This is a genomic window from Alteriqipengyuania flavescens, assembly GCF_030406725.1.
In the GTDB taxonomy this organism is placed as follows: Bacteria; Pseudomonadota; Alphaproteobacteria; order Sphingomonadales; family Sphingomonadaceae; genus Alteriqipengyuania_B; species Alteriqipengyuania_B flavescens.
The window spans coordinates 1,628,282-1,649,115 of the sequence record NZ_CP129107.1 but is presented as its reverse complement, the minus strand read 5'-3'; the positions used below and the strand labels follow the sequence as shown (position 1 = coordinate 1,649,115).

The 20,834-nt window shown below is 65.7% G+C and carries 23 protein-coding genes and 1 other RNA gene; 2 read left to right on the top strand and 22 right to left on the bottom strand.

What is annotated here, in order from left to right:
* Positions 1–7: 7 nt before the first annotated feature.
* Complete coding sequence (locus tag QQW98_RS08565; protein WP_290137052.1) at positions 8–1,294, bottom strand: multidrug effflux MFS transporter; 1,287 nt, start codon at positions 1,292–1,294, stop codon at positions 8–10.
* A gap of 65 nt (positions 1,295–1,359) precedes the next feature.
* On the opposite strand from QQW98_RS08565, the gene dinB reads away from it, so the two are divergent.
* Complete coding sequence (gene dinB / locus QQW98_RS08560) at positions 1,360–2,493, top strand: DNA polymerase IV (protein WP_290134551.1); 1,134 nt, start codon at positions 1,360–1,362, stop codon at positions 2,491–2,493.
* A gap of 232 nt (positions 2,494–2,725) precedes the next feature.
* Here dinB and QQW98_RS08555 read toward each other — a convergent pair whose 3' ends face one another.
* The 17 genes from QQW98_RS08555 to terL all read right to left on the bottom strand — a co-directional run bounded on the left by QQW98_RS08555 (position 2,726) and on the right by terL (position 13,459).
* Entirely contained in the window at positions 2,726–3,235 is a 510-nt protein-coding gene (locus QQW98_RS08555) for an NUDIX domain-containing protein (protein WP_290134550.1), read from the bottom strand.
* Positions 3,223–3,846: a 6-phosphogluconolactonase gene (locus QQW98_RS08550; RefSeq protein ID WP_290134549.1), complete on the bottom strand. Its 624-nt coding sequence runs from the start codon at positions 3,844–3,846 to the stop codon at positions 3,223–3,225. Before QQW98_RS08550 ends, QQW98_RS08555 begins: the two co-directional genes overlap by 13 nt.
* A 73-nt stretch (positions 3,847–3,919) precedes the next feature.
* The gene (locus QQW98_RS08545; RefSeq protein ID WP_290134548.1) at positions 3,920–4,381 is read right to left on the bottom strand and encodes a Dps family protein; all 462 of its coding nucleotides are present in this window, start codon (positions 4,379–4,381) and stop codon (positions 3,920–3,922) included.
* Between the two features lie 97 nt (positions 4,382–4,478).
* Positions 4,479–5,039, bottom strand: a complete 561-nt coding sequence (locus QQW98_RS08540) for a hypothetical protein (protein WP_290134547.1) — start codon at positions 5,037–5,039, stop codon at positions 4,479–4,481.
* Positions 5,040–5,108: 69 nt separating this feature from the next.
* Positions 5,109–6,410, bottom strand: a complete 1,302-nt coding sequence (locus QQW98_RS08535) for a tyrosine-type recombinase/integrase (protein WP_290134546.1) — start codon at positions 6,408–6,410, stop codon at positions 5,109–5,111.
* A 1-nt stretch (position 6,411) separates the two neighbouring features.
* The gene (locus QQW98_RS08530; RefSeq protein ID WP_290134545.1) at positions 6,412–6,831 is read right to left on the bottom strand and encodes a helix-turn-helix domain-containing protein; all 420 of its coding nucleotides are present in this window, start codon (positions 6,829–6,831) and stop codon (positions 6,412–6,414) included.
* 231 nt (positions 6,832–7,062) lie between these two features.
* Entirely contained in the window at positions 7,063–7,257 is a 195-nt protein-coding gene (locus QQW98_RS08525) for a hypothetical protein (protein WP_290134544.1), read from the bottom strand.
* A gap of 205 nt (positions 7,258–7,462) precedes the next feature.
* Complete coding sequence (locus tag QQW98_RS08520; protein WP_290134543.1) at positions 7,463–7,849, bottom strand: hypothetical protein; 387 nt, start codon at positions 7,847–7,849, stop codon at positions 7,463–7,465.
* The gene (locus tag QQW98_RS08515) at positions 7,846–8,169 is read right to left on the bottom strand and encodes a hypothetical protein (protein ID WP_290134542.1); all 324 of its coding nucleotides are present in this window, start codon (positions 8,167–8,169) and stop codon (positions 7,846–7,848) included. The genes QQW98_RS08520 and QQW98_RS08515 overlap by 4 nt, the downstream gene beginning before the upstream one ends.
* 35 nt (positions 8,170–8,204) lie before the next feature.
* The gene (locus QQW98_RS08510) at positions 8,205–8,768 is read right to left on the bottom strand and encodes a hypothetical protein (RefSeq protein WP_290134541.1); all 564 of its coding nucleotides are present in this window, start codon (positions 8,766–8,768) and stop codon (positions 8,205–8,207) included.
* 29 nt (positions 8,769–8,797) lie between these two features.
* Entirely contained in the window at positions 8,798–9,175 is a 378-nt protein-coding gene (locus tag QQW98_RS08505) for a hypothetical protein (RefSeq protein WP_290134540.1), read from the bottom strand.
* An 18-nt stretch (positions 9,176–9,193) separates the two neighbouring features.
* An RNA gene (locus QQW98_RS08500) (hammerhead ribozyme type II) lies at positions 9,194–9,256 on the bottom strand.
* A gap of 8 nt (positions 9,257–9,264) precedes the next feature.
* On the bottom strand, positions 9,265–9,711 hold the full coding sequence (locus QQW98_RS08495; RefSeq protein ID WP_290134539.1) for a hypothetical protein: 447 nt from the start codon (positions 9,709–9,711) through the stop codon (positions 9,265–9,267).
* A gap of 31 nt (positions 9,712–9,742) precedes the next feature.
* Complete coding sequence (locus QQW98_RS08490; protein ID WP_290134538.1) at positions 9,743–9,988, bottom strand: hypothetical protein; 246 nt, start codon at positions 9,986–9,988, stop codon at positions 9,743–9,745.
* A 32-nt stretch (positions 9,989–10,020) separates the two neighbouring features.
* Positions 10,021–10,278: a hypothetical protein gene (locus tag QQW98_RS08485; protein ID WP_290134537.1), complete on the bottom strand. Its 258-nt coding sequence runs from the start codon at positions 10,276–10,278 to the stop codon at positions 10,021–10,023.
* A 31-nt stretch (positions 10,279–10,309) separates the two neighbouring features.
* The gene (locus QQW98_RS08480) at positions 10,310–10,540 is read right to left on the bottom strand and encodes a hypothetical protein (protein WP_290134536.1); all 231 of its coding nucleotides are present in this window, start codon (positions 10,538–10,540) and stop codon (positions 10,310–10,312) included.
* Positions 10,541–11,758: 1,218 nt separating this feature from the next.
* A complete protein-coding gene (gene terL / locus QQW98_RS08475) occupies positions 11,759–13,459 on the bottom strand; it encodes a phage terminase large subunit (RefSeq protein WP_290134535.1) in 1,701 nt (566 codons plus the stop codon).
* A 54-nt stretch (positions 13,460–13,513) separates the two neighbouring features.
* On the opposite strand from terL, the gene QQW98_RS08470 reads away from it, so the two are divergent.
* The gene (locus QQW98_RS08470) at positions 13,514–13,753 is read left to right on the top strand and encodes a hypothetical protein (protein WP_290134534.1); all 240 of its coding nucleotides are present in this window, start codon (positions 13,514–13,516) and stop codon (positions 13,751–13,753) included.
* Here QQW98_RS08470 and QQW98_RS08465 read toward each other — a convergent pair.
* Genes QQW98_RS08465 through QQW98_RS08450 form a run of 4 tightly spaced genes read right to left on the bottom strand, consistent with a single transcriptional unit; the run spans position 13,734 to position 20,828 of the window.
* Positions 13,734–14,036, bottom strand: coding sequence for a hypothetical protein (locus QQW98_RS08465; protein WP_290134533.1), 303 nt, complete (start codon positions 14,034–14,036; stop codon positions 13,734–13,736). The two genes, QQW98_RS08470 and QQW98_RS08465, sit on opposite strands and share 20 nt — an antisense overlap.
* A complete protein-coding gene (locus QQW98_RS08460) occupies positions 14,020–14,373 on the bottom strand; it encodes a hypothetical protein (protein ID WP_290134532.1) in 354 nt (117 codons plus the stop codon). Before QQW98_RS08460 ends, QQW98_RS08465 begins: the two co-directional genes overlap by 17 nt.
* Before the next feature lie 52 nt (positions 14,374–14,425).
* Positions 14,426–17,017, bottom strand: a complete 2,592-nt coding sequence (locus tag QQW98_RS08455; protein WP_290134531.1) for a phage tail fiber domain-containing protein — start codon at positions 17,015–17,017, stop codon at positions 14,426–14,428.
* Between the two features lie 43 nt (positions 17,018–17,060).
* A complete protein-coding gene (locus QQW98_RS08450) occupies positions 17,061–20,828 on the bottom strand; it encodes a hypothetical protein (RefSeq protein ID WP_290134530.1) in 3,768 nt (1,255 codons plus the stop codon).
* Positions 20,829–20,834: the final 6 nt, after the last annotated feature.

Sequence of the window (20,834 nt, the reverse complement as noted above, 5' to 3'; positions counted from 1 at the left end):
AGGAACATCAGTCCGGCACCTTTTCCCCGAACAGCTCGCCCTTCTCGCTGAATAGTACGAAGGCTAGGCTCAACACGGCGGTGATCAGCAGCGCGAGGGCCAGCGGCTCCGCCGTGCCATCGTAGCTATAGCCGATATACGCGCCCAGCGCCGCTCCGCTTGTCATGCGCAGGAAGCCTTGCGCGCTCGAGGCCGCGCCGGCGATGCGGTGGAACGGCTGCAAGGCGATGCTGCCGAAGTTCGCGCCGATGAAGCCCAGCAGGCTCATGTTCGCGGCCATCAGCGGCGCGAAGGTCCACAGGCCTTCGTCCGGGCGGCTGGCGAACCAAAATTGCGCGCCCGCCACCGCGATGAAGGCGAACAGCGCCGCGTGGCTGACCCGCCGTGCGCCGAAACGTTCGACGATGCGGCTGTTCGACCAGTTGGCGATTGCCATGCAGCCTGCGCACATGGCGAAGATCAGCGGGAACTTGTCGCCCGCGCCGAAAGCCTCCCCGATCAGCTGCTGGCTGGAATTGATGAAGCCGAACAGCCCGCCGAACACCAGCGCGCTGCCGAGCGTGTAGCCGATCGTCTCACGCAGGGTGACCGCGTGGGTCATGTTGCGGGCGATGGTGGGGATGTGGATTTCCTGCCGGTTCGCCGGGTCCAGCGTTTCAGGGAGGCGGAACCAGACCCAGCCGGTCATCACGCAGCCTGCCAGCGCCATCGCGCCGAAAATCCAGCGCCAGTCGCCCGTCAGGTGCAGCACGCCCTGCCCAACGCTGGGCGCGACGGCCGGGACGAGGAGGAAGATGACGAAGATCAGGCTCATCAACCGGGCCATCTTGTCGCCGCCCACCCGGTCGCGGATGATGGCGGGCGGAAGGGCGATGATCCCGGCGGCAAAGAAGCCCTGCGCCGCACGCAGCACCACCAGCTGGGTGAAGGTTTCCACCATAGCGCAGGCGATCGACAGGACGATATAGGCGGCCAGAGCAACGAACAGCACCGGCCTTCGCCCGTAGCGGTCGGCGAAGGCGCCGGGCACCAGCGTGCCGATGCCTGCGGCCAGCAAATATGCGCCGATCACGAACTGCCGGTCGTTGCCGGCCGCGCCCAGCGATCCGGCCAGCTCGTCCAGCGCGGGCAGAATGGCATCGATGCCGAAGGCGTTGCAGGCCATCAGCAGCGCCATCATCCAGATCAGCTCGCGCTCGCCCAGCCGCCCGCCGACGGCAGGGCGCGGTGCCGGCTGCCCGGCAGGCTCGTCCGTCAGCGCAGGCTCGCCGGAGGCGGGAAGATCGTTTCGCATCTGCACAAGACGGCAGGTGGCGAACAAGGTTCCGCTTTGCAAGCGCGCGCCCTATCTATTCGCGCATGGGTGATTGCCTTCAGCGCACGGATGACGAAGATGACGCCGACGCTGAGGCGGAAGGCCTGCGCAAGATCATCCACGTGGACATGGACGCCTTCTTCGCCAGCGTCGAACAGCGCGACAACCCCGAACTGCGCGGCAAGCCGGTGGCAGTCGGCGGGTCGAGCGGGCGCGGCGTGGTGGCCGCCGCCAGCTACGAAGCGCGCAAGTTCGGCGTGAAAAGCGCGATGCCCAGCGTTACCGCCAAGCGCAAATGCCCCGACCTCATCTTCGTGAAGAGCCGCTTCGACGCCTATCGCGAAGTCAGCCAGCAAATCCGCGCGATCTTCCGCGACTACACCGATCACGTCGAACCGCTCAGCCTGGACGAAGCCTATCTCGACGTGACGGAGGACCGCAAGGGCCTGGGCAGCGCGACGGCGATCGCGCAGGACATCCGCCGCCGCATCCGCGAGGAGACGCGGCTGACAGCCAGCGCCGGGGTCAGCTACAACAAGTTCCTCGCCAAGCTGGCGAGCGACCAGAACAAACCCGACGGCATTTGCGTCATCCGCCCGGGCCAGGGTGCCGGGTTCGTCCAGTCGCTGCCAATCCGGCGCTTCCACGGCGTGGGCCCGAAGGCGGAAGAAAAGATGAAGCGCCTTGGCATCGAAACCGGCGCGGACCTGGCGGCGAAGGATCTCGCCTGGCTGACGGCGCATTTCGGCAGTTTCGGCGAATACCTATTCCGCGCGGCGCGGGCCGTGGACCTGCGTCCGGTGCGCGCCAACCGCATGCGCAAGTCCGTGGGCGGGGAGCGCACTTTCGGGGAAGACCAGTCGGAAGACGGCGAATTGCGCGAAACGCTGGATCGGATCGTCGACATCGTGTGGGAGCGGATCGAGCGCGCCGGCGCCAAGGGCCGTACCGTCACGCTGAAGCTGAAATACAACGACTTCACGCTCCACACCCGGGCGAAATCGGTCGCGCAGCTGGTGGCGGACAAGGCGACCTTTGCCGCCATGGCACGCGAATTGCTGGAAGAGGAATTGCCCCTGCCCCGCCCCATCCGCCTGATGGGCCTGACGCTCAGCAACCTCGAAGGCGTGGTGCCGAAGGACCGGCGCCCGCCCGACGCGCAGCTATCGCTGCTCTAGGGTCAGGACCCATTACTGGCGCGGAGCGTGGTTGGGAGCAATTGGCCCCAGCGAAGCGCTGTGCAAGGAACGGGAGCGCGGGAAATGCCGTGGCATTTTCAAGCTGCCGTGACGCTGCACGGGGGCCAATTGACCCAATGCGAAGGACGGCCAGATGACTTCGATCTCGAACAAAACCGCGTTGGCGAAGGCATCCAGCCTTCGCTGCCCGCAGTTTCGTCCGATATCTTCGTCATCTTGCCGCCACGCCCGTGCCAGTAATGGGTCCTGACCCTAAGAAGGCCTGCATCCGCCGCCGGGTCAGCGGGCTCATGTCGTCCGGCAGGTCATCGACCCAAAACAGGCGTGCCGCCAGCACCTCGCGCCCGTCGGGGTCGAACCTGCCCGCGATCGGGGCGGAATAGAGATACGCCGTATGCGGGGAGCCGGAGATGACTTCCTCGATCCGTTCCACCAGCTGCAAGTCGCCCAGTTCGAGCCCCAGCTCTTCGCGCAGTTCGCGCCGTGCCGCTTGCGCCGGGTCCTCGCCGCCCTTGCAGCCGCCGCCGGGGAAGGCCCAGCCGGGCCGGGCGTAGCTGTGGCGGACCATAAGGACGCGCCCCTCGCCGTCATATGGGATCACGGAGACACCCTGCAGCGGCACCTTGCGCAGCACGCGCCAGCGATGGCGCAGCTTGTGCGCGGTGCGCAGGGCGGCGCGGTGGAGCGGGCGCGGGACCAGCCCGATGATCAGGCGAAGCATGTCACCTTCTGCCTCGCCGCAGCCAGCAGCCGCGCGATGGGCAGGTCGTTCTCGCCTGCGACGGCCGCGTCGAACACCGCGCGCTTGTCGGCACTCCCGCCCAGGGTAAACAGCAGTTCGCCGGCGCCGAGAATGCTCGGCATCGTCAGGCTGATGCGGTCGAACGGGGCTTCGGGCGGCAGCGGATCGGGCGTCAGGCGCACAATGGCGCGCGGATCGTCGGCCTGCGGATCGGTGTTCGGGAACAGCGAGGCGATGTGCCCGTCGGCGCCCATGCCGAGCCAGGCGAGCGCAAACGGCGGGATCTGCTCCATCACCGTCAACGCGGTCACTTCCGCGCCGACAGGCTCGAAAATCGCGCGGATGCGGCCTTCGTTGCTGGCCTCGTGCGATGGGTCGACCACGCGGTCATCGCCCGGCCAGATCACGATCCTGCTCCAGTCGAGATCGCGTTTCGCCAGCAATTCCATCACCGGGAACGGGGTCGATCCGCCCGGCACGGTGATGGTTACCGGTCCCTCCCCTTCGGCCAGCGCCGCGGCGAGGCGGTTTTCCAGCCAGTCGGCGATGACGGAATGGTCGGCGTTTTCGATGATGTCGACGTTGGTCATGGATGCTCCATAGCAAAGGGCCGCGATGCTGTGGAAGCACCGCGGCCCGATGAATTGCGTTGCAGGGGTGGGGTCAGCCGCCCAGTTGCGACTTCAGGAACCAGACCCGTTCTTCGGCCAAGTCGGTCCAGTCATCGATCAGCCCGTCGGTCGCGTTGTCGCCGGCCGCCTCGGCATGGGTCTTCAGCTCCTTCAGGCGCTTCACCATCCCGGCGTTGTCGTCGTGCAGTTCCTGCAGCATAGCGTCGGGCGACAGGGCGGTGTCGTCCTGGTCCACGATCTTGGTGTGCTTGGCGACCGAGGCGATGGAGGTCAGCGTCTTCGCATCCTGCTTGCGCACCCGTTCCGCAATCGCGTCGATCTGGTCGCGGATTTCGATGGCCTGCTCGTCGAACAACAGGTGCAGGTCACGAAAACGAGGGCCGACGATGTGCCAGTGGAAATTCTTGGTCTTCCAGTAGAGCGCAAGGTGATCGGCGAGGAGGCTGTTCAGTCCGTCGATCAGCGCGGTTTTGGAATTGTCGGTGTTGCTCATGGGAATGCCCTTATTTTCTCGTTGTGTGCTCGACCAACGGCCCGCGCGACGAAGGGTTTCCGCGATTTCGCGCGAGAGTTTCGATAAGTGTAATCGTTCAGACGATGCCGCGCGCGGCGAGCGCGAGCAACAGGCCCGTTATGCCAAGGAGCACGCCGATGACCAGGCGAATGGCCTCGAGCCAGCGCCATCCGGCAAGCTCGGCCCCCAGCATCCAGCCGAGCGTCAGCGCCGCGCCCGATCCCAGCGCCCCGCCGATGGCCGCAAGCGCGGGCATGGCGGCCCCCACGGCGACCGCAAAAACGAGGAACCGCGCCGCGTCGGTCAGCGCATAGCCGGACAGGACGATGGCGATCGCGCCCAGCGAGCGGGTCGGTTCGGCGGGCGCCGTGTCCTTGCGCGGCCAGCACAGTTCCACCGCGCTGAAGAAGAGGGCAATTCCGAGCAGCATCTGCTTGGCCGCCGGAAACAGCGTCTGGCCCATCAGCGCCCCCGCCCATGCGGCCAGTGCAGCGAAGGCGATGGCCACGGCCCAGCCGACGACCAACAGCCCTGCATGCGGGCCCAGCGCCTCGCGCAGCCGTGCCACCAGCAACTGGTCGCGCGCGCCCATTGAAGCGAGCGCAGCGGCGAGGAAGGCGAGGAACAGGGTCGGCACTTGGGCTTACCTCAGACCCTGCTCGGGTCTGGAGCGGGTGAGACCCCGCAAACGGCGGATTTCCGCCATTTAATGAAGCGCGAGTGCGCCACGAGGGTCTCCATAGTTTCCACAAGACAGACTATCGGGCTTCCCGCAGGGTTCGCCATCCGGTTCTTCGGTTTCCCCTTGAAGGGAACTCGTGCCACCTGCCAGGTTCAGGATCGCCGCCCCTTGATACAGGTGACTACTCATTAGGTGAACGTAACGCTCGGCCGTGATTTTGATGTCCGAGTGGCCGAGCCAATCCCGCAGCCCGAGCAGGTCCATCCCACCGAGCGCCAGGCGGGTCGCGCAGGTGTGCCGCATGGTGTGCAGGGTAACGTCCGACAGGTCGAAGCCGCGCTCCTCCATATCGGCCCGCAGGTTCAGCCACAGGTAGCCGGGGCCGCCCGAGCCGGGCTTCCACGGGAACCAGCGGCCCTTGATCGACAGCGCGTTCAGGGTTGGCAGCAGGGAGATCACCCGGTCGCTCAGCGGGACCTCGCGGGGCTTGTCGTTCTTCGTGGTGTAGCGGGCGAGCCCGAGGAACGTGGCGGAGCGCCCTTCCTTCGTCACGGGGTCGATCCACCGCTTCGTGGTCACGCTGGCCGGTCCGACGCTCAGCGCCTCGCCGATGCGGAAGCCGGTGTCGAGCATGACCGTGAGCAGCAGGCCCATCTGGCGCCAAGGGCGCGACGGTTCGTCCTCGATCCGCTGCGCAATGCAGGCGAACACCGCCTCCTCCTCGGCGTCCGAAAGGACCCGGTCGCGGATATTGCGGACCTTGTAGGTCGGGAAGTTCGGGGCGCGCAGCAGCAACGCCTTGCCGGTCTTCGGGTCCTCCTCTGTCGTCGCTGCATTCAGCGCAGCGCGGAGGGACCCCATGAGTTTCTTGACGGACGCCTCGGCGTAGTTGTGGCGATCCCGAAGCTGCGCCTCGATCGCGGTCACATGGGTGGACGCGATGTCCGCCAGCGCCAGCTCGCCGTGGCCGGCGTCATCGAGTGCCTGGGTGAGGAGGCGGACGTTGCTCTGGATCGTCGACTGCGACTTGCAGGTGCGCCACAGGCCGGTCTGGCATACGTCGAGCCACCGCGCGACGGTCATCACGCCGGTCGTGGAAATCCGTTTTGTGGAAGCGTCGGGGCCGCGTCCTTTCGCCGCGATGATCCCACCATTCCTCGGATGCTTCGGATGGGTGCCGGCGAGCCAGTCGGCGCGCTGCCGCTTGGCTTCGTCCATATCCCGCGTGTCGAGTGAGACGCGGCTACGCTTCAGCTCACCCGTGGCGGGGTCTGGCAAGCGCACTTCGATGAAGTGAATGCCGCTCGGTTTAGTGCGGATTTTCATGTCAACTCTCCGTGCCCGTCAGGGCCATAGCGACCTCGGCAACGATCTCCCGTCCCTGCGGGGTGAGGCGCAGGAACTTCTGCCGCTGGTCGGCGGGGTTCGTTTCGCGGGTCAGCCAGGCGAGCCCCTTCTGATGCTCACCCCGGCTGTAGCGGACGTTCTCGCGGTCGAGGAACGCCTGATAGGTGGAATGCAGGCTCCGACCGATGGCCGGGCCGATGGCTTCCTTCAGTTCAGTGAAGGTAGCTGGACGACCCGCAATGTCGGCAATCGCGGCGCTCAGGAAGAACGCGGTCTGCGCCACGGTGATGCGTTCGGGTGTCAACTCTGCCAGCACTATCAATGCCGTGGACAAGTCGGTTAAGTCGCCGACGTGCCGATAGAGCCGGTCGTTCGCCGCGTCTGCCGCCCGTTGGTTCATGTGTATTCCCCGCGCCTTCGGCGGCACTCCCGCCCTCCGGCTCGATATACTCTGTTGGTTTGTCATGTGAAGGTTTCCCAAAGTTTTTTTCGGTGTGACCCATGATAATTCGTTCCCATTCCATAAGTTCGATTGGAGAACAAGGCAGGAACAAATCCTACATTGCAAGCCATATCTTTGACCCCTTCCGAAAAGTCTGCGTAACGGAACCTTTCGGCTAAGTGAAGTATATTATTTGTTAATGACATCGGCCTCCTCCAGACGCCCCTCGACCGTCGAAACGGCCAGCATCAGGCCGCCGAGGATCGCCACCGCGGCGCCGACGAAGGCGAGCCCGGCGGCGTGGGCGTGTCCCGCCTGCGACAATGGGTGGACTAGGTGCCAGGCAGCAAGCCCGGCGGCGATGCTGAGGGCGGCGCGGGTCATGCCGATGCTTCCCGCGCTAGGCGCTCGGCGGCGCGTTTGGCACCGGCCATAGAGCCGCTTTCGACAGCCCCTCCGGTGCGATGGCAGAGCGCACGGAAGGTCCGACCCCGCCGGCTGGCCGATCCGATAGGCGTCCGCGGGGTGCCGGCGGGCTTGTCGAAAAGCCACCAGCCCCCGGACGGACAGCGGGTCCAGTGCAGGTCGGTCATGCCGCACCTCCCGCCAGCTCGATCGCTTCGCGCATGGCTTCCGGGGCCAGCTCCTTGGCGCGGGCCTCATCGCCTTTCCGCAATGCGGCGAAGAAGTCCGGGCAGGCGTCCTGCCATTCCTGCGCCCACTTCACGCAATCCCGCTTCAACGCATCGCGGCGATCCAGCGGCCCCATAGCGCGCCCGGCGGGTAGCCCGGTGGCGACGTGCGTGATCGTCCAGCCCTTGCCGACCGATACCTCGCCCTTCCAGACGGTATGCCGGCGGTGGACTGCCATATCCCCCACGACGGTGCAGGGCACTTCGACCGTCACGGGGTCCCCGCCGGTCCTCATGTAGGGGTGGATCGTAATTGCGACGGTCCCGCGCTTTGCGCCGCTCACGACACACCTCCTGCCGCGCTGCGCATTTCGCCGGCGCGCTTCTGGAGGGTCACGAGCTGCTGCGCTGCCTCGGCCCTCTCGGCGATCCGCGCGGCGACCTTCAGTCGATCCGCGGCGGACAGGGAAAGGCCTTCGACGCTCGCGTGGACCGACACGGCGGACAGCATGGCCCGCGCCTCGGCGTCCCGGTTGAACCGCTGCGTATAGAGCGAGGGCGCGGCGGCCCCTGCGTGTTGCGCGGCGCGATGGTGGAAGGCGGTCACGCCGGGGTTGTCGGATGCCATCACCTGATCGGCGAGGCGTTCAATGCGGGTATTCATGTGGGTTCTCCTGTTCTGTTTTGTGGAAGTGCCGGTCAGTCGGCAGAGAGCCTGCCGTCGGCCACGGCGAGCTGTTGAATGATCCCGCCGAACTCGCGGCGAAAATCCACGGCGGCCTTGCCGTCCATCAGGCGCAGCTTCGCTTCATCGGCGTCCAGCCACTCCCGCAGGGGGTGCGACTGGCAACCGGCGGTCATGTGCGTGTCGTCGAGGGTGACTGTGTAAGCAAGGCCGGAGATCACTAGGGGAGAGCGGGACGCTAAGCCGGAGACCCACGCATCGCCGGAGACCTGCGCATCGTCGTAGACCCGCGCATCGTCGTAGACCCACGCATCGCCGGAGACCTGCGCATTGCCGGAGACCCGCGCAGTGCCGTAGACCCGCGCATTGCCGGAGACCCGCGCAGTGCCGTAGACCCGCGCATCGTCGTAGACCCACGCATCGCCGTATTGAGAAAGGTTAGCTTCGGCCTCGACATACCCGCCGAGGGTGCCGGCGGCGATCCCAAGTCCCGCAATCGCGGTTACGGCGCGGATACGGTGCAGGGTGCGACCAGTCACCTTAATGGTGTCGTCAGTGAGCTCGTATTTGGTGGTCATTGAAATTCTCCTGTTCTGTCTTGTGGAAATTACTCGCCGAAATAGAAGGCGCCGGCGAAGGTCATCAGCGCGTCCGTGTCGGCCGTGTCGGTGTGCAGGTCGGTCCAAGGCGTTCCCCAGTCCTGCCATTCCAGCGCGGCAGTCGAGGCGTAACCGCCCGACAGATCGCCGGTGATCCTGAGGGCAGGCCCGCCGGTCGTCAGCAGGATCAGGTATTCCTCGGCCTTCAATTCCTTGCCGGCGTCCGCCCAATCGCTGCGCACCTGGACGCTCAGCGGGGCTTCCAGCATCGCGTCGATCGCGTCCTGCCCTTCGTATTGCTCGTCGGCTTCGTATGCCTTCACCATCGCGCGGATGGTCTCCAGCCAGCCTTTAGCGTTGTCGATTGCTGCATTCGTCTGTCCCATGAGGGTTCTCCTGTAATTCTCGGCCAGCTCGTCAGGCGCAGGCGGCCATCCCTGCGCGACCCGCCGGAGCGGGTTTCGCCGTTGTGTTGTCAGTCATAGGCCCGCGCTTCGCAGTCCTCGACGAACGCCTCCCGCGCCGCTGCCAGCGCCAGTCCTTCATCCAGACAGGCGGCGACGTGGTCCCAATCCTGCCCCGACGTGGTCGCCTTATGGTGGGGCCGCGGGTCGGAGCTCCCGGCATCGGCGGCGACGCGGAAGCCGCCTGCAAAGTGCTTTGTGGGCAGGCTGCGGTCGCCGCTGTGGTCGTTAAACCATGAGATCAGTGACAGGCCGCCTCCGAAAAGGCGGTTGAGATAAACCATCGCCCCGACCCCGTTGCAGCGGGCGATAAAGGTGATCGACGCGCCGTGTCCGCCGATCCGCGGGCTGTCGTGGCGGTCGACCGTCGCGCCGTGCTGTTCCGCCACGGCGGACAGGGCAGCAAAGAGCTTTTCACGGTCGGCCTTCCGGGAGGCGTTGAGGGTATTGAGGGTCATGGGGTTTCTCCTGTTCTGTTTTGTGGAAGTGTTAGGCGGCAGCGGCGCTGTCGGCAGGCTTGCCCCACTGCTGCCAAGGCATCTTGATAGGCTCCGCCGCCTGCATGGCATCCTCGGCAGTCGCATAGGCGATAGGCGTCACCTGCTGGACCGGCTCGAACTTGCCCGGCGCGTAGCCGATGAACCAGCAGCCGGCCTTGCCTGCGCCGAGTTCGTTGGCGCGTTCGGAGGTCGGGAAGGCATAGCCAACATATTTGTGGGTGGAATAGATGGACATTTGGTATCTCCTCTTTCTGTTTTGTGGAAGTTTTAGGCGAAGCCGACACGGGAAAAGCGCACCCGCTCCCGCCCAATGTAACGGCGAAGGAAGGCCTCTGCCTTGTCCGCGCCTTCGTTAATCGGCAGGCCGCCGCCACAATCGTTGCCTGCGTAGGACCACGTCACGTCGCCGACTTTCAGGTGCGGGGCGTCCGTGCTTTCCACCTGCTGTTCGTATGCTTCGATCCAAGTTTTGCCGGTACAGGTTTCAATCCGCATACGCCGGCCGGTTTCTTCAAAATTGGTCATAGGGTTTCTCCTGTTCTGTTTTGTGGAAGTGTTAGGCGGCAACGGTTGTGGCAACTTCGCGGTAATCCGCAAAAACCCACGCCATTGACAGCTCTAGATCATCCGTTGGCGCAGCTTCGATGGCGTCTACCAACGCCGTAGCTTCGTCCCCCTGCACAAATACGCTCAGGGTTTCGGTCCCGTTGAACCGAAGCTCAACCGCAGCCCCACCGCCCCACGTTATAAGGGCGTAGGCGCCGGCGGTTTCGTCATGGCGGGTCATAATCAATCTCCTAATTCTGGCAGGATCGCCGGGTGAAGGCCGCGGGTCACAGTCACGGCCCTCACCGGGCATCCCTGCAATATGCAGGATCGCTCATAGCTTCGCTTGCGGGACGGGCCGGAACCCGCCCCCGCAAACAACCGGCCCTTGCTATCGGGCCGACCGGCGCACCGGCTTTGGACCATCCCTAGGCCCCTCCCCGCTATGCGGTCGGGAGGACAACCTGGCCGGGTTCTCCCCGGCCCCTCAGCAATCCCGCTTGATCCTCGCGGGCCGCCTAGGGTGGCTATTCACAGTGACGTTGCCGCCGCTGTTGAACCCCATATGCTTCCACAAGCCGGATAGTGCAAGCAGGAAAGTGCGCTTAACGGAAACTTTTTTCACTTTCGATTGAAAACATTGGGAAACTTTCTGGAGATCGGCGGGCTGGACAGGTGCCAGCTCGGCTCGATCCGCCCCGAAACTTCCACAGGACGGATGGGAGGCCCTAGGATGGCCCAGGATGGCCGGGAGACGCCCTTGGCACCTACCGGGGCCGGATGGCTCCCGATGCAATCCTAGGGCGGTTTGCGGGCGGCTGAGGGCATAGATAGGCGGCAGGCCTTGGGCGGGCTCAGGGTGGACCTTGGGGTGGATCGAGGGTGGACCTTGGGGCGGACCAGCGGGAGGCCGGCGGGCGGACTTTAGGGCGGACCTAGGGCGGACCTCGGGTGGATCGAGGGTGGACCTCGGGCGCGTTGCGGGCTGGACCAAAAAAGCAGGGCAAAGCGCACGGAAGGGCGCACAGATCGACCATCTCAGGCCCGATCCCGCCCCTCGATCCCCTGCCTTCCCCCTAGATAGACCATCGAAACCCCGGATACGCTAAGGGGTGCGCCATAGGTGCGCCATATCGCGCCGCCCAGGGTGCGGCCGGCAGTATAGAGGACCGCGGCGCGCGGGCGCGGCACTGGCCGACCCCCGACCCACCCCCCACGGGGGGGAACCGGCGGCTGCTGCGGGGGGCGTATCCCGCTTCGTAATTTTGCACCGAAACCAATCGGCCCCACAACCCCGCGGAACTCCTGCGGTTTCAATTTCCACCCACCCTTGGAGGGCAGGATATATTGTAGGAAGTTCCTTAGGTATACCTTAGGTCGTCCTTAGGAGGTCCAAAGGAGGCCCTGCTGTTTTTTGTAGGGAGGAAGGTGGGGTGATCCCCCTTCCCTCCTCCCTTCATCACCTCCTACGGCCCATCCCTCGGCGTCCTCGGACACCACGGGCAGGCTTGCCGATCGAACCCATGACCTGCGAAGCGAAGAACCTCCGCTCCCACTCGGCCTCTGCCTTGGCCTTCCGGTCGCCTTCAGCCTTGATGGCGTCGGCGTTCAGATAGTCCGACCAGTGAGCAGCGGCCATCGCCAACACGTCGACCTTGTCGTCATGCTTCAGCGCGCCGCGGACTGCCTGCATATGCGTGAGCTGGAACAGGCCCCGGTGGGTGGTCTCCTGTGTTCGCAGGTCTTCCCGCAGGACCTCCAGGTCGACCACAAGGCGGTGCTGGCGCATTAGGGGTTCGAGGGAACGGATGATCCGCTCCTCCTTCATCCCATGCGCCCGCATCCCTTGGATGCCGGCAGGTCGGATGCGGTTGACGTGGGTCTCCAGCAGCTTGCCGAACATCCCGTCCCCGAAGTTGTCCTCGGGCACGATGACGTCGACCTTATGGTCCGCGCTAATCTGCGCCAGGGCGGCCAGCGTGTCGTCCCCGTAACCGTCCTTGAAGCCTCCCCAGGCCGTCAGGAAGACATACCCGGCGAGGAACTTGGTGACGGCGTAGGTGGTGCGGTCTCGGCCGCGCCCGGAGGGGTCGATGTGCATGGCGGACGCTTGGTAGGGCAGGAACTCCCCGCCGATGTGCATGGGGCGGAACAGGCGGTCGCCGTCGAAGCCCACATTCTCCACGTCCTTGATGACCTGGTCGGGACCGCTGCCCCACACGAGGCGGGCCGGAGCAACCTTTCGGTCGAGCTCCAGGACCATCAGGTCCCGCGTCTTCAGCGGGTATCGCTCGGCGTCCGACAGGGTCGTGTCGAGCTGGAACTGGAGCAGGAAGCCTGCACCCTTGTAGTCGGCCTCGCGCTCTATCAGGTCGAGATCGTCGAAACGTGCCGGGTCGGTTGGGGCGCCCCCGAGGGTTGAACCGCTGGGGTTCTGGAGGGTCTCGTCGGCCTCCATATCGGCGAGCAGCATGGGTGCGATTGCACCAGCATAGTTCGCCATCTTGGCCTTCAGCGGATACCGTGCAGGCCATATGCGGACCTCATAGCCGCGCTCCGGAAGGCCCCGGTAGATCGACTGCTCGGACTGCGGGGTGCCGAGGTAGACGATCTCGCCGCCCGGCTTGGTGATAGCCGCGTATTCCTTGGTCTTCTCGGCCAGCTTCTCCCGCATGGTCTCCGTCTCGGAGTTCTTCGGGACCTCGACGTCGTCGGAGATCGTCAGGTCGGCGCGAGAGCCGGTGAGCTGGCCCACGATCGACATAGCCTTGACCGACGGGGACTTGTCGGGCTTCGCCGCGCCCACGTCGAAGGACAGGGTGGACTGCCGCTGCCCCGGCCGGGCGCGTAGCTCGGGCCAGAGGTCGTCGCCGGCGGCGCTGTCGATGATCTGCTTGATGAACCCGGCGATCTCGGAGGCGAGGGTCTCGTTGGCGGAGACGATTGCCACCTTCAGGTCGGGGTTCTTCCAGAGGCGCCAGACAACGTAGGCGGCCGTAATGAAGGTCTTGCCGACCCCGCGGAACGCCTGGATGAACCGGCGGGCGGGGCCGCCGACCAGATACCGGGCGATGTCATACTGGACCCTCGTCGGCTCCGGGAGGGAGAGGACGTGGAGCCAGACATACCAGAGGAACTTCAGGAAGCTGCCCTGGAGCATTTCGCGTGATGTCAGAGGGTTGCCTTTCAGGGGATCTTGGGGCAGTCGGGGGCTATGAAGCCCGCCGCCGCTCTCGCCGCCGCACTCCTGCTGTCCGCCTGCGCGTCCCTGCGGGTGTTGCCGCCGGGCGTCGACGGCAACTCGGAGTTCGTCACGGTCTCGAATGTCTGGAACACGAACGACGCGCTCCCCTACGCGGAGAAGCACTGCGCGGAGTATGGGAAGGTGGCCCGCGCCTCAGGGCAGTCGGGCTACACCGTGACCTTCGACTGCGTTACCGCCGAAGGTCCATAGCTTCCTCGTCGAGGTCGAGGTCGGCCAAGGTCCCGGCCAAAGTGTCGACCCGCTCAGCTTTCGCCGGGGCGTCCACGCCGTTGTCCTTCAGGAACGCGCGGGCCTTGTCGATAAGCTGCGGGTTCAGCGGGGCGTAGTCGGGGTTGTCGACGAGATCGCCCTGCTCGTTTTTCACTTGGCGGGGTTGGGCGGCGCGGTGCATGGCGCGCTCCAGTTCGTCCTTCAGGCCGCCGGCGACGAGGCCGTGAATGGCGTCCATCAGGTCATCATTCGCTCTGGACATCAGGTGCCTCCACGCCGGTCTCTCCGGCCAATTCGCGCTCGATCCGATCGAGGCGGATGCGGGTGTTCTCGCGGAAGGAGTTAATGCCTCCCATCCACACACCGCGCTCTGTCAGTTCTTTCTGGTCGCCCTCTTGTAGGGTGACGATACGTTCTGTCGCCGCAGTGAGGCGATCGAGCCGCTCATCGTGCGAAAGCGTCATCGACCCGAACCACAGGACGACCGCGGCCACGGCACTCGCGCCGACGCCGTAGATGATCTTGTGGGGTTCGATGGGGTTGCCCGGCCGGATGGCCGCAGCGATCGCAGCGATGTCCTGCGAAGTCAGATTGCTCATTGAATACTCTTTCGGGACCGCCGGGGCCTCCCGGAGGAGACCCCGCGGTCGGTTATGTGGCGGCCGAAAGTTCGACCTTGATGTCACACGCGGGCTTGCAGGGGACGTCCCCGGTTGTCCGGGCGACGTAGAGATGCACCGCGTTGGTGCTGAAGGGGCCGACCTCAGTGGTGGCTGCGATGTAGTCGCTGCCCAGCTGGTCGACCGTCGAGGTCTTGGGGACGATCGTGGAGGCCACGCCGCCGGATGCCGAGACGAGCAGGCTTTGCGCGATGCGCGCCCCTCGAGGGAACGACGGGGACACGATGGTCCCCTTCACATCGACGCTCAGCGTGGCGCCGTTCGGCACCCGAAGCTGCATCACGCGCTGCTGCGAAATCGCCTGCGCGGCGGAGTAGCGAAGCCGCAGGTCCATCCGCAGGTCTCCGGTGATCTTCTCCGTGAACGGCTGGCCGACCAGCTCCTCCCACTTGACCGGGTCCGGGTTTCGCACCTCGGCGCTCACTTCCACCTTGGGAGAGGTGAATGCCGCGGATGCAGAGAACACCCTTTCGGCGTCCTTCGCGTCCACGGTGCCGAGCAGGCGGAGGTCCGAGACCGCCCCCTCGAACCGATAGACCGTCGTGCCGAGGTCGGCGGTATTGTCCACGCTCTCCTCGCCTGGGGCGTTTGCAGGGCGTTCGGCGGTCTTGTGGAACCCGCGAAGGATGCAAGTCGCCAGCGACCCGCCGATCATGTTGAAGACCCGGCGGGGGAACGTCGGACCCACGCAGTTGACCGTCAGGTCGATGTGGTGGTTGTTCCCCGCCACACGGATGGCTGAGCCGGAGCTATACAGCGAAGAGTAGACATAGGCACCTCCGGCGACCGTGCGCCGCAGCGAGCGCCAATCCCGGACCTCGATCGAGCCAGTGACGATCGTTTTATTCGTGTTGCCCTGGAAGTCCAGCGCCGCCCCGGTTCCCCCCTCGACCACGACGTTGTCCATGCGGAGCTCGTCGTAGGGAGCAAGGATCGCCGAAACGTCCTTCCGGCTTCCCGAGGTGGCCGCGCAGGCGTCCCGGTGGGCTTGGGTCGTCACGATGGTTACGTTCTTCAACGAGGCCTTTCGGCATTTCAAGCCGAGGACCGCTTCACCGCTGCCGGCGTCTTCGAGATAGACGTTCGACATTTCGAGGAAGGCCCCGCCTCGGCCGATGCCTTCAGCGTCGTCCATATTGGTCGTGCTGTCCTTCGGCCGCAGGCCGATGAACACGCTGTCGACGATCTTCTGATGGCCGCTGCTGTTGAAGATGAAGTGGGCGTCCGGGTCCGAACTCGTCAGATTGGTCACGTATTCCCGCATATCCACACCCTCGACGCGCATGAACACGTTGCTGGCGTGGTCGAAGCGGAAGCCTTCCCGGCCGCCGTTGCGAGCGATCACGTTGCGGATGCTGATATGCCGGATGGGATAGGACTGCTCGGACTGAAGCACGTCGTAGGGATACTTGGTGGTCTGAGTGGCCCGCGCGCTGAAATAGGCTCCGTCGAGGACGAACTTTTCGATGTAGCTGTCCGCGTGTTGCCCGGCGTCGATGAAGACCGCCTGAGACGACCAGTCCTCGAACCGCGTGGCTCCGAGGTCCCACACGAGCCCCTTGTAGGCCGTCGCGGGGCTCGACAGGAGCCGGAAGGCGCGCTTGAAGTTCCGCAGCAGCGGCGCTCCCTCAATCTTGATCGAGTAGCCTTCGCCCTTGAACATTTCGGTGTAGTCGATGTTGGCCCCGACGAGCGTCACTCCTTCGGCGAAGTGCAGGTGGACCCGCGAGCCGGCCGGTGGAACGATCGGGTTCTGGATGCGGTAGGTGCCGGGCCCGAACTCCAGCGGGACGCCCAAGGCCACCGCGCGGGCAATAGCGGTTGTCAGGATAGGCCCGTTGTCGCCGGTTCCGTTGCCGATCGCGCCGAAGGACCATGCCGACAGGGATTTCGCGTTCATGGTGTCGAACACCTGCGATCCCGACGCGAGGCGTTCGGCGAACACGATGGTGTTGCCGGAGCGGTAGAGGAAGAAGTCCCCCTGCACCGTCGCCGCTTCGCCCAGCGCCTTCGTCTGATAGACGTTCTCGGCCGCCGCGATCGCCTCCCGCGACACGTTCACCTGGTCGGCGACCAAACGGGTCTCGCCGAGCGCGGCCTGCGCCGGTGCCGCGAGGTCTTCTGGCGTGAGAACGCCCGGCTGGCCTTCGTCGTCGAACATCAGGAACTTGTTGGCCCTCTCGGCCGCCTTCGGGAGGTTCCGCAGGGCATCCTCGGAGGTCGGCCCGCGTAGGGCACGGGGGACCTCCTGCTCGATCGAGAAGCCCAGCTCCTCGGCTCGCTCGCGCGCCTGTCCGATAGCGTCGTTCAGGTCGGGACCGTTCAGGATCATCCCGTCGGTGAACTGCTCCTCGGCCTCCGACACGTCGGTCTTGCGATAGACGATGACTTCCGCGCCGGACGCGGGTGCTTCGTCGACAACCACACGGGAGGAGGACACGAAGTTGAACGGGACGTCGATGCCGTCCACCTTGACGTGGACAGTCGACGCCCGACGATAGTTGAACGTGATGTCGAACTCGCGGTTGGCGCCGTCCCCGACATAAGGGGAAATTGTGGACATTCAGATTTCCTTGGAAGGCCCGACGGCCTCCCGAAGGAGACCGTCAGAGCTCAGGTTGGGGAAGCCCTTCGGCTTCGACGTCTTCTTCCGCCCACCGCTCCGCTTGCTCGCGGGCCACGCCTTCGGCGATGTAATCGGTGAGGGATTTCGTGTAGCTGCGCTTGGCGGCATAGCTGGGACTGCGCTCGGAGAGGATTTCCCACGCCGGCTTGTTGAAGGCCCGCATGGTCTTCACGACCTCCGCCCGCTTCTGGTCCTTCGACGGGAGCGCCTGGAACCAGGGGTCAGCGAACAAGGCCTCGAGAGCCTCGTGCATCGTCTCCCCGTATTGGTTCAGGGCCTCCTTCGCGCGGACGCGGCGGACCTCGGACAGCTCCTCGCTGGTCAGGTCGAACCCGTCAGGGTCCGACTTGCGGATGGTGCTGATGTCGATGCCAAGGTCCCGAAGCTGACGCTTCACCGGCGACATCGGGCCGCCTTCGGACAGTTCGGAGTTCCCGAAGTTGATCCCCAGCGTCCGCCCCTTCACTTCGTCCCCGAGGGGGTCGATGCGCGGGGCCATGCCGTAGCCGGCCCCTGGGATGTGCCGAAGGATTTGGTCCATGAAACCGACGGCCTCTACGGAGGACGACCGGAAGGTCTCGTTGAACTGCCGGCCGATACCCGCCATTGGCATGAACCGAGCGACGGCGCCGGTGGCGACCTGCTCGATCCTGCGCCCGGCCTCAGCGTCGGATTTCGCCGTGAAGATTTGCGTGATCTCCTGAAGGCCCTGCAAATAGGACTTCTCCAAGATCACGTCCTTGGCCCCGAGGAACGCTGTGGCGAGGCCCGTCTGAAGGGCCTGCTGCTGGTCGTATTCGGTGCCGTCGGCGAAGCCGTCCTTGAACGCCTGCCCGATGATCGCGCCCATCCCGAGGGTGAACGCAAAGGGGTCCAGACGGCCGAACTCGATGAACCCCCCGCCAGGGAAGTTCAAGCGGTTCGGCGGACCCGCGTCGAGATTGCCAGAGTTCTCATAGCCGCCGTTGGTAGCGACCACGATCCCCGCCGCACCCGCCGCCAATCCGGCGTTGAACACGGTGGTCCCGACTTCGACCTTCGCCTTCATCAGCTCGGCCGCCAGCTTCTCGTCGGCGCTGGCACCGGGCCGCGCGCCGCGCGCCAGCACGTCGGTGACTTCCCGGCTTGCCTCGGCGAAGGGGCCGTAGTTCACGACCCCCTGCTCGAACAGGCGGATGGGCGTCTTCACGTAAGGAAGCACGACCCCAAGCCGATCCATCTTGGACAGGAAGGTCGATGAGGCCTTGCCGAGGGACGACTGCGGGCCATCCATGAACAAGACCTCGTCGGCCTCCTTCTGGATGATGCCGTGGAGGTCCGCGAGGAACGCTGCCTCGCCCTTCAGGTCATCGCCGGCGACCAGCGCCGCGTCCACGCGGGCCATAAGGTCGGCCGTCGGGAGCTCGGAGAGTTCCATCGCCCGGCGCTGGGCGTAATCCGCCAACTCCTCCTGCGGGACCCCGACCTCCAGCGCCTCGCGCACAGCGAAGCGGGTGGCCTGGGAGTAGGTCTCCTTGACCCGGATGAACTCGCGGCCCCAATCGTCGATCGCCCCGGTAAAGAGCTTCATCGACGCGCCGCCGAGTGCATCGACGGTGTTGGTCGCAACCGCGCGGGCGCGGTGCAGGTGGTAGACGATGTTCCCGAAAGCGGTGTCGCCCCGCTGCTGCTCGATCCGCTGGTTGAACTCGTCGGCGTCCGAGACGTCCAGACGGACCCGTTCGCGGAACTCGCGGAGCTGCGGCGGCACGTAGCCACTGGACAGCATCGTCGACCGCTTCATTCGGGCCTTCTGCGCGACCTTGCCGGACCCCCAGCCAACGGCGGCGATCTTCTCGACATCGGTCCAGAACTCCCACTTGATGCGCTGCACGAGCGCCGAGAGCCCCTTGCGGTGCGCCTCCCAATAGACCGACCGCCCGGCCTGCCGCTCCAGTTGGAGGGCCAGCCCTTCGTCGGCCCTGCCGGCCTTGATGAGGCCGCGGGCGGCCCAGCCCTTCGCCAGGTCGTTCCTGAAGAAGTCGTGGAGGACCATCGAGATCGAGTTGAACAGGCCGGTGGCGGGAGTGAGGGCGTTCGAGCGCATGAACAGCGACACGGAATTGACCGCGCGGGTCCACGTCGAGAACGCCTTGGCATTTTCGGGATTGAGGAGGACCTGCTCCAGCTTGTCCGCGTCCGCCAGCGTCCGCACCTTGCCGAGCAATTCGCCCAGCGCCGTGTCGTCCATTTCGCGGAGGGACTGATCGACCCGCTGCCGGATGACTTCAGGGTCGGCCGCCTCGTAGAGATCGTCCATGACCTCGACGCTGCGTGCCTTGGCCCCATGGGACAGCATCCCCAGGGTCCGACCGGCGTTCGACAGGATGCCGCGGGCCAGCGTGAACCGCTGTGCGGCGTCCGTCAGCTCCTCGGCAAGACGATCGCGAGCGCCTTCGACGCCCTTCACCACGTCCGGGTAAAGCTCCTCGCGGAGCCGGATGACCTTTGCGGTGGTCGTGAAGACGACGTGCTGCGCGATGCGGGTCTTGACGTAGCCCTTCTTGCCCGCCTCGAAGGCGTCCTCCAGGTCGTCGAGGGTCACACCGCGCTTCAGCTCGGCCGACACCTCCTGCTCCATTCCCTTCAGGGTCCGGGTGCGGATGCCTGCCTTTGCGGCGAGGGCCTCGGTTGCCTCCTCGAACAGTTCGGCCGCTCCGACGAGTTGCTCGGAGGTGAGCGTTTCGTCGCCCAGGTCGAGCATCAGGAGCGAGCGGTAGTGCGGATCGTCCACGACCTTGCCGGTGGCTTCCGCCTGCTCGATCTTCTGCATCAGGCGCTGGGCCTGCTGCGGGCTGATCTCGCCAAGTCGCTTCGTGAGCGCCGCGCGGGCCGCACCGGGATCGCCGAGGAGTTCTCGGGCGGTCAGCAGCGCGCCTTCGGGGAGTTCGTCGGTCACGCTTTCGGTCGTCTCGCGGGCGCCCATCTTGACGCTCGTGTCGAGACCGGCCGGGTCCTTGACGGCTTCGCGGGCCGTGCGGGCCGACGCGAGTTCGATACCCTCGTCTTCCAACTCGACTGCCGCGCGGGACGGCAGCGCGCCCGGCTCGAACTCCACGGCCTTGCCGCGGCGAAACAGGGTTGCCCCCTTGCCGATTGCAGCGCGCCCCGCAGGTGCGAGGATCGCCCCGAAGACGTAGCCGCCGAGTGCGCCGGTCGCGCCGTGGACCACTGCGGAACCGAAGCGGTCCCCGAAGTCGCCGTCGCCGGCCCCGAAGCCGTAGGCCGCCCCGTAGAGCGCCCCGGCCCGGCCAAGCTCGAAGCCACGGGCGGTTGCGCCCATGACCCCGCCGGCCTTGACGGCCCGTGCGGATGCCGCGGTGCGCCCGCCCCAACCGAGGAAGGGGACGAAGCCGCCCACGACCTGGCCGCTCAGGTAGGACCCGCCGTTCTCATCGGATGCTTGGCTCAGGGTGGCGCGGTTCTGCTCCACGTTCTCGTCGTAGAGGTCCCAAAAGGGGCGATCCGAGTTCCAGACGTTGGCCCGGCCCTTGGTGCCCCCGAGGGCGTCGACGAACGCCCCGGCCTCGTCGAGGAAGCCGAAGGTTACGGTGTCGCCCACGCCGAGGCCGAAAGCCCCGAAGCCGTCCACTTCCTCGCGCCGGACGCGCGATGCGGCGACCGTTCGCCCCGGAGCGGGCCGTGAGGTAGTCTTGGGGGAGGCCGACGACTGCCGGCGGCGTTCTTCAAGGAACTGCTTGGTTGGCACGTCGGC